Raw genomic sequence first — 17,223 nt, forward strand, 5'->3', positions numbered from 1 at the left:
ACCAACGAGCCGAACCACGGGAAGCAACACCTTGATTCTCTGCGAGCCGTTACTGGCCGAGTACAGCGCACGGTGCGGCAGCCCCGCGGTGGCGGCGATGGAGCAGGTGTTGACGACCGAAGCGTGATCCGATGCGCAGGTGGGGAAGGGCGGCGCGGGTGGTGCGGACGATCCCGAGCACGTTGACGTCCAGGACGCGGTGCCACTGCGCGTCCGGATTGTCCTCGACGGTACCGGTGGCCCCGATGCCGGCGTTGTTGACGAGGATGTCAATCCCTCCGAGTGCTGCGGCGGCTGCCTGCACCGCGGCGTGGACCGAGTCGTCGTCGGAGACGTCGGCGGTGAAGCCGCGCAGCGGGGCGGGAGCGCCGCTCGGGTCGAGGTCGAGGACGGCAACGTCCGCGCCCCGCTCGGCGAGCAACGTAGCGGCGGCCAGGCCTATGCCGGACGCGCCTCCGGTGACGAGGGCGGTGAGGCCGTGGAGTTCGGTGGTCATGCACTGGCCTTGGGGTTCGACGCTTCCAGGTCAGCGGCCCAGAAGACGCCGTCGGGGTAGCGGTAGGTGTCGAGGCTCGGCTGCCTCATGGTGGCGGAGAAGCCGGGCTCGACGGGGGCCCGGTAGCGGCCTCGGTCTATCACGACCGGGGCGAGGAAATGCTCGTGGAGGTGGTCGACGTATTCGATGACGCGGTCGTCGGTGGTGCCGGATAGCGCCACGTAGTCGAACATCGACAGATGCTGGACGAGTTCGCACAGGCCGACGCCGCCGGCGTGCGGGCAGACCGGGATGCCGAACTTCGCAGCGAGCAGCAGGATCGCCAGGTTCTCGTTGACGCCGGCCACGCGGGCGGAATCCAGCTGGAGGACGTCGATCGCCCCGGTCTGGAGCAGCTGCTTGAAGACAATGCGGTTCTGCACGTGCTCGCCGGTGGCAACCTTGACGGGGTGGACGCCGCGTCGGACGGCGGCGTGGCCGAGGATGTCGTCGGGGCTGGTGGGCTCCTCGATCCAGTACGGGTCGTACTCGGCGAGCGCGTTCGTCCAGGTGATCGCCTCGGCCACGTCCCAGCGCTGGTTGGCGTCGATCGCCATCCGGATGTCCGGGCCGACGGCGGCGCGGGCGGTGCGGCAGCGGCGGATGTCGTCCTGGAGGTCGGCCCCGACTTTGAGCTTGATCTGGGTGAAGCCGTCGGCGACGGCCTCCTGGGCGAGCCGGGTCAGCTTCTCGTCGGAGTAGCCGAGCCAGCCGGGAGAGGTGGTGTACGCGGGATAGCCGCGTTGCAGCAGGTCGGTGGCACGCTCATGCGCGCCCTGCTTGCCCTTGGTCAGCAGGTCCAGTGCCTCGTCCGGGGTCAGTGCGTCACTGATGTAACGGAAGTCGACCTGGGAGACGAGCCACTGGGGGTCCGCGTCGGCGAGGAGCTGCCACAGAGGCTTGCCCTCCCGCTTGGCGGCCAGGTCCCACACCGCGTTGACGACGGCTCCGATCGCCATGTGCATCACGCCCTTCTCCGGACCGAGCCAGCGCAACTGGCTGTCGCCGATGAGCGCGTGAGAGAGGGTGCCGGGGTCGGCGGTGAGTTCGGCGACCGACCGGCCGACGACGTACGGGGCCAGGGCGTCGATCGCGGCGACCTGGACATCGTTGCCTCGGCCGATGGTGAAGGTGAACCCGTGGCCCTCGTGGCCGTCCGCCGCGGAGGTGCGCAGGACGACGTAGGCGGCGGAGTAGTCGGGGTTCATGGCGTCGGACCCGTCCAGTTCCCGCGAGGTGGGGAAGCGGATGTCGTAGGTGTCGACGGCGGTAATCCGCGCCACGATTGCGGACAACTTGGCGCCTTTCACGCGTTGACGAAGGTTTGGCGCTGGGTGCCGAGGCCGTCGATGGTCAGCTCGACGGTGTCGCCCACGCGCAGGTAGGGGGTGACGGGCAGGCCGAGGGCCACGCCCGCCGGGGTGCCGGTGTTGATGACATCGCCGGGCCTGAGGACCATGTACTGGCTCAGGTACCAGACCAGGTACGCGACGTCGAAGATCATGTTCTTGGTGTGGCCGTGCTGGCGCACCTCGCTGTTGACAGCGAGGCGCAGGCCGAGTGCCTGCGGGTCGCGGACCTCGTCGGGGGTGACGAGCCAGGGGCCGAGCGGGTTGAAGGTCTCGCAGGACTTGCCGAGGTCCCATTGCGGGGAGTACTCCAGCTGGAACTCCCGCTCGGAGACGTCGTTGCTGATCGCGTAGCCGGCGATGTGCTCGGGTGCTTCCGCGGGGCTCACCAGGTAGCGGGCCTCGCGGCCGATGACGACCGCGAGCTCCACCTCCCAGTCGGTCTTGACCGAACCGCGCGGGATCAGCACCTCGTCGTACGGACCCACCACGGTGGCTGGATCCTTCATGAAGACCACCGGTCGTTCGGGGACGGGCGCGCCGGTCTCCGCGGCGTGGTCGCGGTAGTTGAGGCCGACGCAGACCACCTTGCCCGGCCGGGCCACCGGGGCGCCGACCCTCAGTCCGGTGATGTCGAGCGCGGGCAGTACACCGGCCTCGCGAGCCTCCTCGATCCGGCCGGTCACGTCGCCGGCGAGGAACTCCCCGCCGATGTCGCCGGTGAGAGACCGCAGATCCAATGCGGTCCCGTCCTGGAGGAGCAGCGCCGGAATCTCCCGTCCGGGGTCTCCGATGCGGATCAGCTTCATGTCCCGTCTCCTGTCATCACGCGGGGCACACCCCCGGGTCGATACATCCGATGAATCGGCACGGCTCGACCATACGAGCGAGAGCCGCTCCATCGCAAGCAGACATCCGATGTTTCCTGCGAAAGAGAGGTCCGAGCCGCCGCACCCACTCCCCCGACCCCTCACCCAGCAACTCTGGAAAGGGGCTTCGTGGGCGGACAGTGTTCACTTACGCCCCGCTCCACCCATCCGTCTGACACATGCAGCCAGACCGTCACTCGTCGATCCATCCGATGATTCATGAACGGACGGCTCGTCGTGCGTCCCCGACTCGCCTCCACAAAGGCCGTCGCGCCCCCGCAGTGGGGGGCGCGACGGGTCGGGGAACGTGCGGGCGCCCGCGAACAGTGGGCCCTCAGTCGACGGGCGATAAGACGAAGGTGAACTCGCTCGGCCCGGCCTGGAGTCGGTACGGGGACAGCGGGCCGGACCGCAGGACGCCGAGCCGATGCCGTGCTCGCCGTGGTCGAGGTTGACCCACACCGTCCCACCGGGAACGGGGTCGGTACGAGGGGGCGGCGTCGAGCTCCTCCGTGCTCCAGAGCCGGGCGGTGAACCAGAACTCCGGGTCGCCCTCGGCTCGGAGCCCGCCTAGCTCCAACCAACAAACTTCGGACCGGGCGCCGTTCTCCTGCGGGCGGACGCAGGGGGTCTGCAGACCGTCCACGGTGCAGCGCCCATGGTGGACGCCTCAGAACTGCAGGGCGGTCCGCGTCAAGGCGAACACCGCCTCGAAGGTGGTGTCCCACACGTGGACGCTCGCACCTCGGCGTACGCCCACGTGCAGGTCTCTTTCAGCGTGACGGTGATCCGCCGCGCGCGTCCGGCCCGACCGGGCTACTTGGCGACGTCGATCTCGTAGTCGCGCTGGGCCCGCGGCTGGCCGGAGCTCTGGTACGCCGTGATCGTGAACCGCGCCGTTCCCGGGGTGACCGGGGTTCCGACGATCCCTCCGGTGTCGGCGTTGAGCACGAGCCCATGGGGCAGGGCTCCCGAGGTCACCGCGTATCGCGTGGTCGCCGGCGTGTTGGTCTTCACGGTCGTCTCGTACAGGGCGCCCTTGGCCGCCGCGGGCAGTGGTCCGGCGTCGAGCTTCGGGATCGGAGCGACGACGGCCTGGGGGTTGCCGACCGGCTTGCCGTCAGCGTCCAGCTCCTGCAGGGACCATCGCTTGCCCGGCTCGACCACGGTCAGGTGCCAGTTCGTCGACAGGTCGCGGAACCGCGCCCGCTGCTCCGCGGTGAACGCACCCAGGTTGCGTGCCGTCTCCCATTGCTGGATGGCATCGAGCAGTCGCGTCGTGTTCTCCCCGCCCGACACGAGGCTGGAGACCGAGCTCTGGAAACCTGCCCCGGCGTTCAGACCTGCGCCTCGAGCCAGCTTCCACTCCATGGTGAGCAGACTGTCCGAGCCCTTGAGGCTGATCCAGCCGAGCATTCCGGGAAGGTAGTTCGCCTGGAGGTACTTGTTGTTCTTGAACACCTGCTCCATCGAGGTGCTGCCGACTTCGCCCCAGCTGGCCCGGGTCAGCGCGTCCCAGGTGTTCGAGGTCATCCGGCTGGTCTCGGAGATGAATCGGTCCTTGGCATTGGTTCGCCGGAACGTCCCGTTCACGAGGTGAGCCATGCCGTAAGCGCCCCAGCCGGACTCCGATGCCGACTCCAGGCCGTCCCACGACATACCGGTGATGCCGGTGTTGTTCCACGCGGTGGTCAGCCTGTCGCTGATCTCGTCGAGGACGGCATGGTTACCGATCGCGCCGCCGTAGCTGTTGGCCACGACTCGGGCGGCGCGGTCACCCACAGCGTGTGAGACCGCTACCGATCCCCATCGCGCGCGCTGCACACCGGTCAGCTTCCACTCCTTCCCGACCTGCTCGGCCGCTCCGTAGCTGACGAATTCGTCCCCAATGCGCAAGTAGCTGTGGTGCACTCCTGCAGCAAGCAGCGCGCCGGAGTCGAGGTACACGGTGGTGTCGCCGGCCGTCAACGGGCGGGTGAGCGAGGCTCTGCCCCCTGTCACGAGCCGGTCGTCGGCGGGTGGCGTGAGGTAGTCGTCGCGCGGGAACCAGGACCAGTTGTAGGGCTCGTCGCCGGTGCTGATGAAGTCCGACAGGGTGTGTACGCCGAGCTGTACGCCGTTGGCCTCGGCGATGTCCACGGCTGCCGCGGCCCCGGCGTCGCTCCCGCCCAGGCTTGAGTCGAACTTGTAGTGGCCGCTCGACTCCCATGGGCCGTAGCTGCTGGTGAGTGAGTAGATGCGGTTCATACCGGCCGCCTTGGCGAATCGGGCCGCCGCCGGAATATTGCCGGTCTGCAGGTCGCCGAGCACGAGCCACGATTGGCTGCTCGCCTGTGAGGCCTTCTGCCACTGACCGTTCAGCCTCGGGTAGGGCAGCTTCTCACCTGCCGCGATGTAAGACAGGATCGTCGGCGTCGCCTCAGGCGAGGCTCCGAAGAGTGCCATCTTGGAACCGGCGACCTTGCCGTCGCGGCCGGGCAGCGGCCCGACCGGGATCGGATATCCGTTTACCTTGCGGTGGCGTTCCTCGGTGTAGTCGAAGGTGAAGGCGCGCAGTACGGAACCCCAGGGGGTCACGCCTGCAGCGCTCCACTCTTCCAGAGAACCCACGCTCACATGGTCCGGGTCGTGGTCAATCTCGCTCTCCCAGCCCATGTCCTGGTACTCCTGCGGCCAGGCGCCTTCGGTACGGTCGGTCAGCGGCCGGAGCCCTATGGCGAAATCGTCGTCGCGGACCACGCCCACCGATGTGCCGACCGTCTCGGAGATCGACGTGGCCAGTGGGCCCCAGAGAAGGGTCTGCACATCGACGTCCTTCGGCGCGTCGATGGCGACCGCCTCGAACGTGGTGTAGCCGGCCTTGCCGACCACCTCCACCTGAATCGTCCAGTTCGCCGCCGTGTTCCTGAACGAGAGGATCCGGCCGCCGCGCCCGGACCGATTCACCACGGTCGGCCGTTGCTGTGCGCCGTCGACCACCAGGCTCACCAGGGACGCGGCACGATCGGGCGCCATGTAATCGACCCCGGTCCTGACGTCAACAAGTCCCACGATCGTCCCGGCGGCGTCCAGCTTGAGTTTCAGATAGCCGGCCCCGATCTCGATCGACGGAGCCAGACCGGCGGGAAGTGCTTGCGCCGGCTGTGCTGCGACCACAGTCAGAGCGCCGATGGGCAGCATCGCGGCTGCCAACGCACCGGCGCCTCCGCGAAGTACAGCTCTGCGCGGGGTGTGCTGGGAAGGCGTGCTCTTTGAGAACTGCATGATGGTGCTCCTGTCATCTTTGACGGAAACTGCGCTGCACCGGCCGCTTGCGCCGGTCATCCCTTCGTGGCGCCACCAGTCAGGCCACGGACAAAGTGCTTCTGGAACGCGAGGTAGAAGGCCAGGACGGGCAGTGTGGCCAGCAGCATGAAGGCGAACACCGCCCCGAAGTCCTGCTGGTAGGGGCCAATGGAGCGGAAGATCCCGACCGTCACGGTGTTCCCGGCTCCCGGGCCCAGGACGAGCAGCGGGGTCAGGAAGTCGTTCCAGACCCAGACCCCGAGAAAGATCAGCACGCTGGCCGACGCAGGCCGCAGGAGTGGGAAGACCACCTGCCAGAAGGTCCGGAACCGCCCGGCACCGTCGACCGCTGCGGCCTCTTCGAGCTCGCGGGGGATCGAACGGATGAAGCCCATAAAAACGAGCACCGCGAACGGCAGGTAGTACCCGACGTTGACCAGCACCGCGCCCGGCATCGTGTGCAACAAGCCGATGGCGTTGAGAATCCGCGTGATCGGAAGCATGATCACTGCGGGCGGGATCATCAGGCCGGTCAGCATGACGCCGAGGACGGCACGGCTCCACCAGCGGCCGGACCGGACGAGGTGGTAGGCCGACATCGCGGCCAGCACGGTGGTGATCAGGATCGAGAAGGTGGTCAGTATGACGGAGTTGACGAGCCCGTACCAGAACAGCCCGTCAGGCCGCTGGAGCACCTGCACGATGTTGTCGAGGGTCGGCGGAACCGGGAGCGCGAGCGGCGATGCGACGACCTTGGCACTGGTTTTGAAAGCGTTGACCAGCGCCACGTAGAGCGGCAGACAGAAGAAGGCCGCCACGCCAGTGGCCAACAGCGGGCGGACCCACGGCGTTCGGGAGTTCACAGGTTCACCTCTCGTCGTTGCAGGAGCTTGAGCACGGTCACGCTCGCGATCGACACCACGACGAGCATGATCCCGGCCATCGCGGACGCCACTCCCGGGCGTTGCTCGGAGAAGGCGGTGCGGATCACCTCGAAAGCGACGGTGGCCGTTCCGTCGGTGCCGGGGCCGCCGTTGGTGAGCACGGCGATCTGGTCGTAGACCTTGAACGCGCTGATCATCAGCATCACGGTGTTGATCGTCAGCGCGGGCGCGAGCATCGGCCAGGTGATCGCGCGGAACTGCTGCCAGGGGCCGGCGCCGTCGAGGCTCGCCGCCTCCTCGAGCTCGACGGGGATCCCCGCGAGCCCGGCGAGGTAGACCACGACGGCGAAGCCGAGCAACTGCCAGACCATGATCCCGGAGACGGAGTAGATCGCGTACGACGGATCCGTTAGCCAGCCCGGCGGGCTCTTGACCCCCAGTGAGACGAGGGTGCTGTTCAGCAGGCCGTCGTCCGCCAGGATCGAGCGGCCGATCACCGACACCACCACGGCGGAAAGGATCACCGGTGTGAAGTAGACGCCGCGCAGCAAGCTGTAGAGGCGACCCTGCCGGCGCAGCAGCAGGGCGATCACGAGACCGAGCAGGTTCGTCAACAGCACCACGATCACCGTGATCACCACGGTGTTCCACAAAGAGTGCCGGAACTCCTCGTCGCCGAGAAGGAAACCGTAGTTGTCCAGGCCCACGAAGGAGGTGTTCGGGCGGGTGGCGCGCTCGTCGGTCATCCCGATGTAAAGGGTCCAGAGGATGGGTGCCAGAACCATCGCGGTGAAGACCGTGAGGGTCGGCAGGACGAAGACGGCGAAGGCTCCCGCGGACGGCCATGTCCAGGTGCGGCGCCTGCGCGGCCCACCCGTGCGCTTGGACGGGGCCGCGGTGGGCTCCGGCCGTCCTGGCCGCGGGACTCCTCCAGCGGCAACGTCCCCCGTCCGGGAGCGCAGGGGATGCGTCACTTCGAGAACTCCTTGAACTGCTTGTTCAGCGTCGCGACGAACTTGTCCACGTCCGCACGGCCGTTGAGGAGATCGTTCAGTGCCGCGTCGACCTTGGGCATGAAGCCCGACGGCAGGGCCGGGACGCCGCCTTCGTTACCGAAGCTCGGTGTCACGGTTCCGCTGGACTGGGCCCTGTTGTAGAGATCGAGGGTGGTGTTGTACAGCGGCGGCAGGCCGGACGGCGGCTTGTAGCCCTTGAGGGCGACGAACAAGCCGTCGTACCGCGCTCCGCCGTCGGCGTTCAGCTTGGAGAACTCGATGGCCCACTTCTTGGCCTTGGCGACGTCGGGGGACTTGGCGCCCACCGACAGTCCGCCGCCGGTGTACGTGGGCACAACGAGCGAGCCGTCCTGCGTGGGCATGGGGAAGACGCCGATCTGCTCCTGCTGCGCCTTGTCCGGAGCCGCCGGGAACCACGAGCCCATCGGGTACATCGCGCCCTTGCCCACGAGGAACGCCTCCTGCGCCTGTGCGTAGGTGGCCGACAGGTTGTCGACGTTCTCCTTGCCCGCCAACGCCTTCATCTTGGTCGTCGCGTTAACGAACAGCGGGTCGCTGAAATCGGTCTTCCCCGCGACCAGCTTGTCGAGCCACTTCGGGTCCTTGGCGTAGACCTCGTCGGCTACCAGTTGGGAGAAGGTCCATCGCGGGCCGAGGCCGTCCGGTGCACCGCCACCGATGACGAACGGCTTGACCCCCGCTGCCTTCAGCTTGCCGACCGCGGAGAGCAGCTCGTCCCATTTCTTCGGAGGGGTGCTGATGCCCGCCTTCTCGAAGGCCGCCTTCCGGTAGTAGATCTGCCAGGTCTGCGAGTTGGTGGGCAGCTGGTAGATCTTGCCGTTGAAGCTGTTCGCGGTCGGGCTGACCCAGTCGGCCAGTTCCTTCTTGCTGAACTGAGCGAGCTTGCCGCCCTCCGCCAGTCCGGCAGGGTCGATCGCGACCATGATGTCGGGCAGCGCGCCGGTCGAGTCGAGTTGGCGCGCGTACTCGTTGCGCTGCTCGGCACTCGGCGCGACGAGTTTCTTGATCTTCACCCCCGGCACCTTGGCGCTGGTCTTGGCGATGATGTCGTCCCAGTAGGAGGCGGTGAGGTTGGGGGTCTCGAAGGTGAGCAGGCTCAGCGTCACGTCACCGCCCGAACTGTTCCCGTCTCCGCCTTCGCTCCCGTCGCCGACGGCACAGCCGGTCAGTGCGACCAGGCCCAATGCCGCAGCCATCGCGACCCAGTTGGCCCGCTTGCTCATGAGGCCCTCCTTGCTGGTCGAACTCATCAGGGGATGCCGCTCGGCCAGAATTTAGATAAGTAAGTTTCTTTGCAATATTGCTGTTGGGGCGTCAATTTAGATAGCGTGACGCTGTGAGTCAAGACATGCGTGAAACCCAGCACAGCGCGGTTCCCGCAGGCCGTGCGGGCGATGCCCACCTGTTGCGCAAGCTCAACCTCGCAGCCACTGTGCGGGCCTTCCTCGACGCCGCGTCGCTGACGGTCAATGACGTGCGTTCGACCGTCGGAGTCTCCCGCCCCACCGCCGAGGAACTGGTGGCGACGCTGCTGGACCAGGGCTTCGTCCGGGAGTCGCTCGACCGTCCCAACGGCGAGCGGTCCGCGGGACGACCGGCCCGGCGATACGAGGTCGTGGCCGAGAACTTCGCCGTCGTCGGAGTCGACATCGGCGCCCACAAGGTGGCCGTGGTCGTCTGCGACCTGCGCGGGAACGTCGTAGCGGTGCGCAGACGCAGCGTCGATTCCGGCCTCAGGCCGGCCGGACGCATCGGGGCGGCGGCGCGTCTGGTCGAGACGACCGTCCGGCAGACCGGGACGAGCTGGGAGCACATCCGCTCGGTGGCCTGCGGCATCACCGGCGTGGCGACCGACGGCTCGGAGGTCAAAGACCTCCGCACCGTTCCTGCGGGCCAGGACCTGGACGTCTACTCGCTCCCGGGCTTCGACAAGATCGACGTGGTCTCGGAGGTGTCGAGGCGCTTCAAGCGCGACGTGCTGGTCTCCAACGACATCCACCTCGCAGCGGTGGCCGAGCAGTGGCAGGGCGCCGCCGCCGAGGCACACGACCTCGTCTACATGCACGCCGGCCGCCGCCTCGGGGCCGCGATCGTCATCAACGGGCAGATCCACAACGGACGGCACGGCCTAGCGGCGTCCGTCGGCTCCATGAAGATCCTGGGGTGGGCCGACACGATGGCGCAGCTCGACCAGGAGAGCCGCAGGCTTGCGGGCTCGGCCGCTGAGGAGTCCACCAGCGACGACGTCCGGGCGCTCTTCGAAGCGGCCGCGAACGGCGACCGCACTGCGGTGCGCACCGTCGACCGCGTCGCCGAGGCCCTCGCCCTGGGCGCCTCCGTCTTGGTCCACGCCGTCGACCCCGACCTCGTCGTGCTCGGCGGCGGCCTGTCCCGCGCGGGGGACCTGCTCACCGGTCCGTTCGAGCGGCACCTGGCCACGACCTCCCTCAACACGCCGGAGTTCCGCGTGTCCCTGCTCGGCGACGAGTCCGTCGCCCTCGGCGCCGCCCGGCTAGCCCTCGACGATCTCAAGGCGCGCCTGCTCGCCGTGCAGGCCTGATCCGCCCCTCTCACCGAACCAGGAGTCACCGAATGATCGAGCCCGGACGCGTTGCCGTGCCCGCGCCCACCGCCCCCGTGTCCCTCTCCGGCCTCGGCGGGACCGAGACCACAACGATGGTCCTGCTGCCGCGGGCGGACGGCCTGCCCGACATCGGGTGGATGGGGCTTTCCCTGACAGCGACGGACGTCCGATCCCTGACGATCCCCGCCTCGGTCGAGACCACGGCCTGGAACTCCTGGCTGATCGGCTCACCGGTCAGCGTGCTCCCGGAGCACGCGCGCGGCTACCTCGGACGGCCCGCGCTGCTCGGCCACCGGATCAGCCCCGAAGGCCCCGCGAGCGACTGGTCCACCGCGTTCGCTCCCGGCTCGGTGCGGTGCGACGACGGCTCGCTCGTGGTCCAGGCCACCGACGAGGCGGCGGGACTCGAACTGTGCTTCGAGGCTGAAGCCGTCCCGGGGGGAGGGCTCCGCCTCCGGCACCTGTTGACCAACGTAGGTGCCGGCACCTACGTGGTCGACGCGCTCGACGTGGTCATCCCCGTTCCGACCAGCGCGGGCGAGATCCTCGACTTCACCGGGCGATGGGCCCGCGAGCGGCAGCCCCAGCGCCATGCCCTCGCGGACGGGCAGTGGGTCCGGGAGCACCGCCGCGGCATGCGCATCCTCGACGGCACCGGCCTGATTGTGGTCGGCACCCCTGGCTTCGGATACGGCGACGGTGAGGTGCTCGGTGTCCACCTCGCCTGGAGTGGCAACCACCGGTATTCCGTCGAGCAACTGAGCTCCGGCACCGCCGTCGTCCGGGCCGGCGAGCTGCTGCACCCGGGCGAGCTGGTCCTCGCTGAGGGCGAGACGTACGCGATGCCCTGGGTACACGTGGCCGCGTCCGCGCGCGGGCTCGACGGCCTGGCGGACGCCACCCATCAGTACGTCCGGTCGCTCGTGGCCCATCCGTCCCCGCCCGCACCTGTCATGTTCAACCCGTGGGAGGCGGTCTACCTCGACCACGACCTCGACACACTGACCGAGCTGGTCGACATCTCGGCCAGGCTGGGCGCCGAGCGTTTCGTGCTCGACGACGGGTGGTTCGCGGGCCGCACCTCCCTCGACGACGGCCTGGGCGACTGGAACCCGGACCCGGTGGCGTGGCCGGACGGGCTGGCACCGCTTGTGGATCGGGTGCACGAGAAGGGGATGGAGTTCGGGCTCTGGTGGGAGCCAGAGGCCGTCAACCCGGCCTCGGCGGTCCACCGGGACCACCCCGACTGGATCCTGCGCACGGGCGGTCGGTCGCCCGTGCTGGAACGCAACTGCTACCTGCTCGATCTCAGCCGGAACGATGTGCGGACACACCTGCTCGACGCCTTCGGCCGCCTGGTGGCGGCGCACCGGATCGACTTCGTCAAGTGGGACCACAACCGCGACCAGATCGACGGCGGTGACTCGCACGGCTCCGGCCGGCCCACGTCACGGCGGCAGACCCTTGCCTTCCGCGAGCTCCTCGACGAGCTGACCCGCCGCCATCCCGGCATCTCGTGGGAGAGCTGTGCCTCGGGAGGCGGCAGGATCGACCTGGACGTGCTCGAGCGGGTCCAGAGCGCTTGGACCTCCGACGTCACCGATCCGCTGTCCCGGCAGCCGATCCAGCATTGGACCGCCCAGCTCGCCCCGCTGGAGTACCTCGGCGCCCACGTCACCGCGCCGGTCTCCCACCAGACCGGCCGGACCAGCACTCTGGACCTCCGCGCGGCCACGGCCTTCTTCGGCCAGTTCGGCGTCCAGTGGGACCTCACGACGGTGCCGACCCACGAGCTGGACCGCCTCGCGTGCTGGATAGACCTTTACAAGCAGCACCGCGCGCTCCTGCACACGGGTCGGTTGACACGCGTCGAGCTGCCCGACGGTCTGCTCGCGCATGGAGTGGTCGCTCAGGACCGGTCGGAGGCGCTCTTCTCCTACGCCCAGCTCGACGAGATCGTGCCCGTGCCACCGCGGCTCCGCATCCCCGGACTCGCCCCTGACCAGGACTACCGCGCCTCGCTCGTCACTCCCACCGACCCGTCGGTGACCTGGGAAGTCACGGGCATCCAGGCCTCCGGCGCGGCGCTGGGAGCACTCGGGCTACCGGGTCCCGCGCGGGCACCCCAGAGCGCTGCGCTGGTCCACCTGCGCGCCCTCTGATCCGGCTATGGCACCTCGGGTCCGTATGACGTTGCGCATGCGCTACCCGCTTCACGCGTCGTGGTGCTGGCCCGGTTTCCGGATGCCATCCGGGAACCGGGCCAGATCCGAGAACTACAGCTCGATCCTCATCCGGGGGCTCGTGTGTACCGCTCACGCCCGCATCGGCCGCCGTGGGATCACCCGCAGCACCTGCGGAAACGAAGTCCCTTCCCCCTCGGTCAGTGCTTGTTCCAAGGCGTCCAGGGTCTCTCTGGCTGCTGCCGGTCCGGCCGATTCCTGGTGTGCCCGCACGATCGTGGAGTCCACGCTGACCAGTTCCAAGCCGACCTCGCCCCTCGCGGCGACCTCGGCGATCAACGCGTCACGCCCTGGAACACCCCGGTCTTGGCCCAGCCGTTGAACCGGGAACAGATCGCCTGCCAGGCCCCATAGCATTCCGGGACATCCCGCCAGCCACTGCCCGTGCAAAACCGCCAAAGCACTCCGTTGAACTGGTCCCGCACCCGCCGAGGTAACCGCCCAGTGATCGATGACGATGAAGGCAGGCGGTTGCTGCGGATCGTCCGCCGCGGCAGTGCGGCCGATGTCGCGGTCTTTCAGCCGGTAGGAGTCTCCTTTCAAGGAGAGCACATCGGCGTGGTGGACGAGACGGTCGATCATGGCGGCGGCGACGGTGTCGTCGCCGAAGACCTCTCCCCAGCGTCCGAAGGGCTTGTTGCTGGTCACGATTACGGACGCGCGTTCGTAGCGGCCGGAGATCAGCTGGAAGAACAGGTTCGCTGCTTCCGGTTCGAACGGGATGTAGCCGACCTCATCGATCACCAGAACGGGGACGCGCGCGAGGCGCAAGAGCTCGTCCTGGAGTTTTCCGGTGGTATGGGCGGCAGCCAGGCGGTCGACCCACTGAGAGGCGGTGGCGAACGCGACGCGGTGACCGGCCTGGCAGGCGCGGATGCCCAGCGCGATGGCCAGGTGAGTCTTGCCGGTGCCGGGCGGGCCGAGGAAGACCACGTTCTCCTTGCCCGTGATGAAGTCCAGGGTGCCCAGATGGGCCACCGCCTCCCGTTTCAGCCCGCGCAGGTGATGGAAGTCGAAGTCCTCCAGGGTCTTGCGGGCGGGGAAACGGGCCGCGCGGATGCGGCCTTCTCCGCCGTGGGCCTCTCGGGCGGCGACCTCGCGCTGCAGGCAGGCGGCCAGGTACTCCTGATGCGTCCAGGACTCGGCGGTGGCGCGTTCGGCGAGCCGGTCGGCAGCGTCCAGCAGGGCCGGTGCCTTCAACGCACGGCTGAGGAAGGCCAGTTCGGCGGCGATGTCCCGGGACGTGGTGGGGCGGGTGGCCATGGCTTCACTCCTCTCCTCCTCCGCCCTCGATCAGATGGAAGACGCGGTCGTAGGCCGGCAGATCCGGCTGTGCGACCTCCACCGCCGCGGCGACGGCCCCGCTCTGGCGGTACTGGCGCCGCATCGCCGTGGCGGCATCGGCGTGGTCCGGGTCGGTCAGCGTCTGGTGGCGGGCCCAGCAGCGCGCATGCTCGGCGACCAGGCGGCCGTCCAGATGAGCCCGCACCGTTTCGGTGTCCGCCTCGATCCGCACGATCCGCCCGATCGCGGCCGGGTGGACGGAGTAGTCGCAGGTGTCCAGGCGGATGTAGTGGTCCCGGCCGATCCGCACCGAGGTCTGCCACCAGCGCGGCGGCGCGGTCGGCGGCAGTGGCAGCATCGCGGCCCGGTCGGCCTCCCACCGCTCGGCCGGACGCGCCTCCAGAGTGCGGTGCACCCGTCGGTTGGCGACCTCAAGCCACGCGGCCAGCTGCGTGTTGAAGTCGGCCGGGGAAGTGAACACCCTGCCGGGCAGGAACGACGTCTCCAGATAGCCGTTGGCCCGCTCGACCAGACCTTTGGCCTCCGGGTCGCGGGGCCGGCACAGGATCACCTTGCAGGCCAGCAGCCCGGCCAGCGCGGCGAACTCATGACCGAGCACGACCCGTCCCTCCCGGCGGCGTCCGATGGCCGCTTCGTTGTCCCAGACCAGTGCCCGGGGCACCGCGTTCCAGCCGGACAGCAGGTCCCAGTGGCCGCTCACCAGGTCGGCGGCCTGTCTCGACGGCAGCATCCTCGCGGTGATCACCCGGGAATAGCCAGACACCATCACCAGCACCGGCGGGCGCCCGGTCTGCCCGAAGCCCAGCGGGATGTCCACCGGCGGGAACCACAGATCGCACTGGGCCAGCTCGCCGGGCTGATACGCCGTCCGCGAGACCGGGTCCGCCGGAAGGTAGACCGGCCGCAGTTCCCGCACCCGCCGCTTCAGCACTGACAACGACCGTTCCCATCCGATCCGCTCGGCGATCACCGTGGCGGGCATCCGCGGGTACTCCGCCAGCAACTCGCGGATCGCCGGCTCCACCACGTCCACGATCGAGCCCTTCGGTGCCCGCCGGTACTTCGGCGGATCGTCGCTGGCCACGGCCCGCCGCACAGTGTTCCGGGCGATCCCCAGATGCCGCGCGATCCCCTTGATCGACATTCCCTCCGCACGGTGAAGCCGCCGGATCTCAGCCCAGTCCTCCACACCGATCACCTCTTCCACCTGACTCCCATGGAGCCAGACTGATCACTTGATCACGGAAGGGGTCACTTTTCATCGACCGATAGGGGGTCACGGTTCAAAGCACGCCGACAGCGGGGCATGAAGATAGGAACTCATCTGTCGAATGCACGAGCGTAGGAAGTGTGGCTGATGCTTGCTGTCATGGTTGGAGTCGTCGTCGCGGGTTTCGGGATCTGCCTCGTGGCTAACCTGTGGAACCTTGCAGATCGGATCTTTTCCTACTATTCCTGCCGCGTGTCAATGGGAAGCGCTACGGCTGGGACGTTTCGCCTGGTGGGAGGAGGAGCGGTTCTGGTCGGGCTTTTCTGGATCGCAACCGCACTGCCTGAAGTGCTTTAGGTCGTCGACTGCGTGCGAGACGGCGGTGGCAGATGAGAACGGCGGCTATACCGACGAAGGCGAGGAAGTGTTCGGCCTTGTGCTCGTAGCGGCGGTGCAGACGTCGCCAGCCGGCCAGTCAGGACACGGTCCGCTCGACCACCCAGCGGTGGCGTCCGAGTCGCTGTGAGGAATCGATGCCCTTGCGGGCGATGCGGTGTCGGATGCCGCGGGTGCCGAGCCATCGGCGCAGGTGGTCGAAGTCGTAGCCCTTGTCCGCGTGGAGCCTTTCGGGCCTTCGGCGGCGTGGACCTCGGCGGGATCGGATGGGCGGGATGCCGCGCACGAGCGGCAGGAGGCCGAGACTGTCGTGCATGTTCGCGCCGGATATACCCAGCGACAGCGGCAGTCCGTTCCGGTCAACAATCAGGTGGATTTTCGATCCCGCCTTGCCACGGTCGGTCGGATTCGGTCCCGTCTGTGGCCCCCTTTTGCGGCCCGGAGGCTGACGGAGTCGATGGCGCACCGGGACCAGTCCAGCTCGCCACGGGCGCCGAGTTCGTCGAGAACGACACGGTGGAGCCTCGCCCAGACCCGGTCCCGGCTCCACCGGCGCGCAGGTGTTGCAACGACAGTCTCGTCGCTTGGTTCCTTGCCGCTTTCACGTGACCTTCGGCGATTTCTACAGACCATCCAGTCGCCTGGTCACTGTGTCGAGTGTCGGCCAAGGAGGACCCTCGCGCAGCAAGCACAGGAATTCCTCTCCGAATCGCCTCCCATTCGGAAACTGGTCGCCAAGCTCCCAACGCCACGCGGCGACCATCGCGATAACGAGCTGCCGACACTCGTCCAGCAGCCCTTGGTCAACGCCCGGGTAGTGCTCGCAGACCGCCTCGGGGACATGGGCGAGATCGAACTCGACGGGGCCACGGCAGCACGTCTCAAGGTCTATGAACAATGGGCCGTTCTTCGTGCTGAGCACATTGCCTGGATGCGGCTCGCCGTGGAGCAGCTGTTCCACGGCGACGCGGTCGTCGATCGCTCGTCGCAGGCTTGCGAGCCTGCCGCTGAGGAACACGCGGTCCGCGTCGGTGAGCTCCGGCGAGCGATCCGGGTCGGCGACAACTTCTTCCGCCTCCGTGATCCGGTCCGTGAACCTCGGGCTCGGCACATCGACCTTGCGCATGCCGGCGTGCAGCTGCTCCAGCGCCTTGGCGTAGTCGACCGGTGAGGTGTGAGGTGTCACGGGCTCGTAATAGGTCCACAGCGTCACTGCAAAGCCATCGCGCGTGTACACACGTGGGTCCGCCCGAGGTTCCAAAGGGCACATCGGGCATCCGACCTCGGTGAGCCGCTGAGCGAGATCGACTTCGAACTGTGCAACCTCTTGTCCCACAGGGGCGACCCGGGCAAAGACGTCGCATGGCGTCAGCCGCAGTGCCAGCTTGTTCGAGTTGTGGAGAACGATTGCATCGTTGGCTGGCAGGTCGAGCGATGCGGCGACCGAAGTCGCAGCCGCTATCGCACGCGTGACGTCCGTAATATCCACCCTCGAATCTTGGCATAGATGAGCGAGGGCGATGCCA

11 protein-coding genes and 3 pseudogenes are annotated in these 17,223 nt (G+C 68.1%); 2 read left to right on the forward strand and 12 right to left on the reverse strand.

The window, feature by feature from the left end:
• Positions 1 to 42: 42 nt before the first annotated feature.
• The 8 genes and pseudogenes from OG842_RS00580 to OG842_RS00615 all read right to left on the reverse strand — a co-directional run.
• Positions 43 to 496 (reverse strand): annotated as a pseudogene (locus OG842_RS00580) (SDR family NAD(P)-dependent oxidoreductase); the annotation flags it as partial.
• Entirely contained in the window at positions 493 to 1,830 is a 1,338-nt protein-coding gene (locus tag OG842_RS00585; protein WP_266726558.1) for an L-fuconate dehydratase, read from the reverse strand. The gene OG842_RS00585 and the pseudogene OG842_RS00580, both read right to left, overlap by 4 nt.
• 11 nt (positions 1,831 to 1,841) lie before the next feature.
• On the reverse strand, positions 1,842 to 2,693 hold the full coding sequence (locus OG842_RS00590; protein WP_266726560.1) for a fumarylacetoacetate hydrolase family protein: 852 nt from the start codon (positions 2,691 to 2,693) through the stop codon (positions 1,842 to 1,844).
• A 394-nt stretch (positions 2,694 to 3,087) separates the two neighbouring features.
• Positions 3,088 to 3,402 (reverse strand): annotated as a pseudogene (locus tag OG842_RS00595) (glycoside hydrolase family 2 TIM barrel-domain containing protein); the annotation flags it as partial.
• Between the two features lie 167 nt (positions 3,403 to 3,569).
• Positions 3,570 to 6,017, reverse strand: a complete 2,448-nt coding sequence (locus tag OG842_RS00600; RefSeq protein WP_266726562.1) for an Ig domain-containing protein — start codon at positions 6,015 to 6,017, stop codon at positions 3,570 to 3,572.
• A gap of 56 nt (positions 6,018 to 6,073) precedes the next feature.
• A complete protein-coding gene (locus OG842_RS00605; RefSeq protein ID WP_266726564.1) occupies positions 6,074 to 6,901 on the reverse strand; it encodes a carbohydrate ABC transporter permease in 828 nt (275 codons plus the stop codon).
• A complete protein-coding gene (locus tag OG842_RS00610) occupies positions 6,898 to 7,707 on the reverse strand; it encodes a carbohydrate ABC transporter permease (RefSeq protein ID WP_401878453.1) in 810 nt (269 codons plus the stop codon). The genes OG842_RS00605 and OG842_RS00610 overlap by 4 nt, the downstream gene beginning before the upstream one ends.
• 185 nt (positions 7,708 to 7,892) lie before the next feature.
• The gene (locus tag OG842_RS00615) at positions 7,893 to 9,182 is read right to left on the reverse strand and encodes an ABC transporter substrate-binding protein (protein ID WP_266726566.1); all 1,290 of its coding nucleotides are present in this window, start codon (positions 9,180 to 9,182) and stop codon (positions 7,893 to 7,895) included.
• A gap of 125 nt (positions 9,183 to 9,307) precedes the next feature.
• Between OG842_RS00615 and OG842_RS00620 the strand changes: the two genes are divergently transcribed.
• Positions 9,308 to 10,519, forward strand: coding sequence for an ROK family protein (locus OG842_RS00620; RefSeq protein WP_266726567.1), 1,212 nt, complete (start codon positions 9,308 to 9,310; stop codon positions 10,517 to 10,519).
• Between the two features lie 32 nt (positions 10,520 to 10,551).
• Positions 10,552 to 12,705: an alpha-galactosidase gene (locus tag OG842_RS00625; protein WP_266726569.1), complete on the forward strand. Its 2,154-nt coding sequence runs from the start codon at positions 10,552 to 10,554 to the stop codon at positions 12,703 to 12,705.
• 153 nt (positions 12,706 to 12,858) lie between these two features.
• On the opposite strand, the gene istB is transcribed toward OG842_RS00625, so the two are convergent.
• From istB to OG842_RS00645, 4 genes and pseudogenes are all read right to left on the reverse strand, one after another.
• Positions 12,859 to 14,049 (reverse strand): IS21-like element helper ATPase IstB, encoded by a 1,191-nt coding sequence (istB, locus tag OG842_RS00630; RefSeq protein WP_323185679.1) that lies wholly within the window; start codon positions 14,047 to 14,049, stop codon positions 12,859 to 12,861.
• Positions 14,050 to 14,053: 4 nt separating this feature from the next.
• Positions 14,054 to 15,289 (reverse strand): IS21 family transposase, encoded by a 1,236-nt coding sequence (gene istA, locus OG842_RS00635; protein WP_266733358.1) that lies wholly within the window; start codon positions 15,287 to 15,289, stop codon positions 14,054 to 14,056.
• A gap of 385 nt (positions 15,290 to 15,674) precedes the next feature.
• A pseudogene (locus OG842_RS00640) lies at positions 15,675 to 16,246 on the reverse strand (IS5 family transposase); the annotation flags it as partial.
• Between the two features lie 73 nt (positions 16,247 to 16,319).
• Positions 16,320 to 17,186, reverse strand: a complete 867-nt coding sequence (locus OG842_RS00645) for a phosphotransferase (protein WP_266726571.1) — start codon at positions 17,184 to 17,186, stop codon at positions 16,320 to 16,322.
• Positions 17,187 to 17,223: the final 37 nt, after the last annotated feature.

Source organism: Streptomyces sp. NBC_00376 (assembly GCF_036077095.1).
In the GTDB taxonomy this organism is placed as follows: domain Bacteria; phylum Actinomycetota; class Actinomycetes; order Streptomycetales; family Streptomycetaceae; genus Streptomyces.

Bases quoted from the DNA above. Each gene is read 5' to 3' on its own strand.
- OG842_RS00590 (WP_266726560.1), bottom strand. From the start codon at position 2,693: ATGAAGCTGATCCGCATCGGAGACCCCGGACGGGAGATTCCGGCGCTG.
- OG842_RS00600 (WP_266726562.1), bottom strand. From the start codon at position 6,017: ATGCAGTTCTCAAAGAGCACGCCTTCCCAGCACACCCCGCGCAGAGCT.
- OG842_RS00610 (WP_401878453.1), bottom strand. From the start codon at position 7,707: ATGGTTCTGGCACCCATCCTCTGGACCCTTTACATCGGGATGACCGAC.
- OG842_RS00615 (WP_266726566.1), bottom strand. From the start codon at position 9,182: ATGAGCAAGCGGGCCAACTGGGTCGCGATGGCTGCGGCATTGGGCCTG.
- OG842_RS00620 (WP_266726567.1), top strand. From the start codon at position 9,308: ATGCGTGAAACCCAGCACAGCGCGGTTCCCGCAGGCCGTGCGGGCGAT.
- OG842_RS00625 (WP_266726569.1), top strand. From the start codon at position 10,552: ATGATCGAGCCCGGACGCGTTGCCGTGCCCGCGCCCACCGCCCCCGTG.
- istB (WP_323185679.1), bottom strand. From the start codon at position 14,049: ATGGCCACCCGCCCCACCACGTCCCGGGACATCGCCGCCGAACTGGCC.